At 57.8% G+C, this 2,648-nt stretch carries 3 protein-coding genes and 1 pseudogene; 1 reads left to right on the top strand and 3 read right to left on the bottom strand.

Going from position 1 to position 2,648, the window contains the following annotated elements:
- Positions 1 to 248 precede the first annotated feature (248 nt).
- Positions 249 to 374: a transposase gene (locus QZZ60_RS11435; RefSeq protein WP_367119421.1), complete on the top strand. Its 126-nt coding sequence runs from the start codon at positions 249 to 251 to the stop codon at positions 372 to 374.
- 381 nt (positions 375 to 755) lie between these two features.
- On the opposite strand, the gene QZZ60_RS11170 is transcribed toward QZZ60_RS11435, so the two are convergent.
- The 3 genes and pseudogenes from QZZ60_RS11170 to QZZ60_RS11160 form a co-directional block, all read right to left on the bottom strand.
- Positions 756 to 1,202: a cytochrome c3 family protein gene (locus QZZ60_RS11170; RefSeq protein WP_295641418.1), complete on the bottom strand. Its 447-nt coding sequence runs from the start codon at positions 1,200 to 1,202 to the stop codon at positions 756 to 758.
- 44 nt (positions 1,203 to 1,246) lie between these two features.
- Complete coding sequence (locus QZZ60_RS11165) at positions 1,247 to 2,170, bottom strand: formate dehydrogenase accessory protein FdhE (RefSeq protein WP_295641416.1); 924 nt, start codon at positions 2,168 to 2,170, stop codon at positions 1,247 to 1,249.
- Between the two features lie 120 nt (positions 2,171 to 2,290).
- Positions 2,291 to 2,575 (bottom strand): annotated as a pseudogene (locus tag QZZ60_RS11160) (4Fe-4S dicluster domain-containing protein); the annotation flags it as partial.
- Positions 2,576 to 2,648: the final 73 nt, after the last annotated feature.

Raw genomic sequence — 2,648 nt, 5'->3', positions numbered from 1 at the left:
GAGCAGGGGACTGAAAATCCCCGTGTGGGCAGTTCGATTCTGTCCCTCGGCACCACCGAATTTCAGGGCTGCGGTTTTCCGCAGCCCCTTTTGTTTAAGGCCTTCAGGCAGTTGAGGGAGCGGAAGCGACCGAAACAGAAAACCATCCGCTGAGCGGGTGGATCACAAAACGGTCATACCTAAAAAAACACCTTTTCGAGAAGACGGAGTTGTTCAGGCTCCCGTCCACATCGAAAAGGTGTTTTTTTATGGCGAAAGAACAAAATCTGGCACATACGAAATGGCTGTGCAGGTACCATATTGTCTTCACTCCCAAGTATAGGAGAAAAGTAATTTATGGGCAACAGCGTGAGGCGACGGGAAAAATCATATGACGGCTTTGCGATTGCAACATATTGAAATTACTTATGGATAGAATGATGGATCATGTGTGTGCTTGTCGTGATACCGCGCTCTTCGGTTCGGAAGGATACTTTCCGCCTTGTCGGAAAAGTTAGACTGACGCAGTTTCGGCGGCGTAGTGAACGTCGGGGCGAACGGCACTTGGAAAAGCCGTTTGGAATCGGTACTGCCCCTTTCATGGGAAGGCGTTGTTCCTGCGGGAAAGCTCTCGAGGCTCGATTGTTGCAGATGGACAGGCGTGGGACAGGCATGTTCCGATTCGGGCAGTTCTCCAGATCATGAAAAAAGCCCGCGCCCCTAAGACGGAATGTCGTCAGACGGGGCACGGGCGGAAACGTCAGAGGAAGGAAGAACTACTTGTCTTCGTCCGGCTGAGCGGTGTTGGGGTGGCAGGGACGGCAGCCCTGGAATTCAGGATGTTCCAGGCTCATTCTGCGATGGCAGCCGAAGCAGGAACGCATGGATTCCCTGCTGTGGAAGGCCATGAAGCGGCTTTCAGGCTTGCTGCTTCTGCCCTGAATGGTATGGCAGCCCTCGGTGGCGCTGCACGACGCATAGGGAGACTTTTCCTGCGAGGGGCTGTAGTGGCAGATGGCGCAGCGGGGCTTGTGATGGCAGGTGTCACAGGGAACGTCGCTGTGTGAGGTGTGGTTGAAGGTGACCGCCATGCGGGGAGAGCTCTCGCCGCCAAGCACGATGGGATTTTTCGGATACTTGAGATTGGCCTTGAAGTCCTGGGCTTGTGCCGGGGCACACCAGGCGAGGGAGAGAAGAAGGGTGAGGATAAAAAGCGGTTTCATGCGCAGTCTCCCGGTAAATGGGGAAAAATGCCCGGAGGCAGTGGCTAGAATTGATTCCAGAAGGAGGGCTTGAGAGGACTCAGACCCTTCTGTGCGGCAACCATGTCCAGGTGCATCATGCCGAGGGCCATGGCATCCATGTCGGGCGTGCCGTCGCGTTCTCGAAGATCCACGACGGGACAGTAACTTTTGCACGTGGTGCACCAGTCGATGCGTTCGCCCCTGCTGTTCTTGCTTTCGCGAAGAAATTCCATGACGCCGGAACCTTCCTTGCCGCAGGAAGGGCAGGCTCCACGCCGGAAATGCCATTCGGTTCCGCAAAGAGAGCAGTGCAGATGCTTTTTGCCTCCGCCGCCGGCCAGAAAGGCGTTCTTTTCGTCGAAAACGCGCTTGTCCAGATAACCGATGGAGGGAAAGGCGCCGCATACGGGGCAAAAGCCCTGCATCCACGAGGCGGGGCGTTCGTCCCACGGGGCGTCATAGGTGGCGGCCAGCGTGCGCAGCACGGGGCCGAGAACCGTTTCCAGCGCGAACAGAAGCACGGCGGGCGGAATATTCGACTGCGTTGCCGCGTCGACAAGAGCCGCGTCATGTCCGGTGAGAAGCGTGTCGGCAGCGCGCAGACACGTTTTTTCATCGGCAAAGAATGCCGTCAGCGCCGCTTCGTGTTCGGCCATGCCGGGCAGCTTGCCCAGAAGAGGCACGAGCACGTCCGCGGATTCCCGCAGGAGCGGGAAAAGGCCGTTCAGGGAGACGCCTGCAAGAAGAGGCGCGCCTTGCCGGGCCCGCTCCGGCTGCCAGGAAGGCAGCTCGAAGCCGCTGTTCTCCAGCAGGGGAGCAAGTTTTTCCGGCAGCGCTGCGCGAGCCTCAAGAAGAGGCGCAAACGCATTCAGCATCGGCGCGAGCACAGGCCTGCGCTCGATGATGCCGGCAAGGGTTTCTGAAACGGTCTGACGGGATTCGGCCATGATGACTCCTGAAAGGCTGGAGGCGGCGATGCCGCCCATGAGATGCAAGGTTGTGGAGGTTGCCGCTCACGAGTTCATGCCGGAGCGACGATGCTGAGACGCTCCGGCATTCGACTTCTGCTAGCCGAAGCTGGCAAACTCGTGATAATGTTTGGGTTCTTCCGCCAGAAGATAGAAGACGCTGACATCTTCCGTATCCACGAGGCGGGCTTTGGGATAGCGCTCCTTGATGCGGGCCAGACGCTTTTCGCCTTCCGCCAGCACTTCTTCGCGCTCGCCGAAGACCATGGCGCCCGTGGGGCAGGTCTTCACGCACATGGGCTGAAGTCCCGCGGAAACACGGTCTATGCACATGTCGCATTTGGTCAGCATCTTGGTCTTTTCATTGTACCGGGGAATGTTGTACGGGCATGCGCATCTGGTCCAACAGAATCGCTATAACACGGCTACGCAACGGGAAAGCATTGCTCGCTCTGTC

Origin of the sequence: uncultured Mailhella sp. (assembly GCF_905187505.1) — a bacterium.
Classification (GTDB): domain Bacteria; phylum Desulfobacterota; class Desulfovibrionia; order Desulfovibrionales; family Desulfovibrionaceae; genus Mailhella.
Note: the sequence above shows the minus strand (reverse complement) of the source record. Positions and strands in the feature narration are given on the sequence as shown.

Bases quoted from the DNA above. Each gene is read 5' to 3' on its own strand.
- QZZ60_RS11435 (WP_367119421.1), top strand. From the start codon at position 249: ATGGCGAAAGAACAAAATCTGGCACATACGAAATGGCTGTGCAGGTAC.
- QZZ60_RS11170 (WP_295641418.1), bottom strand. From the start codon at position 1,202: ATGAAACCGCTTTTTATCCTCACCCTTCTTCTCTCCCTCGCCTGGTGT.
- QZZ60_RS11165 (WP_295641416.1), bottom strand. From the start codon at position 2,170: ATGGCCGAATCCCGTCAGACCGTTTCAGAAACCCTTGCCGGCATCATC.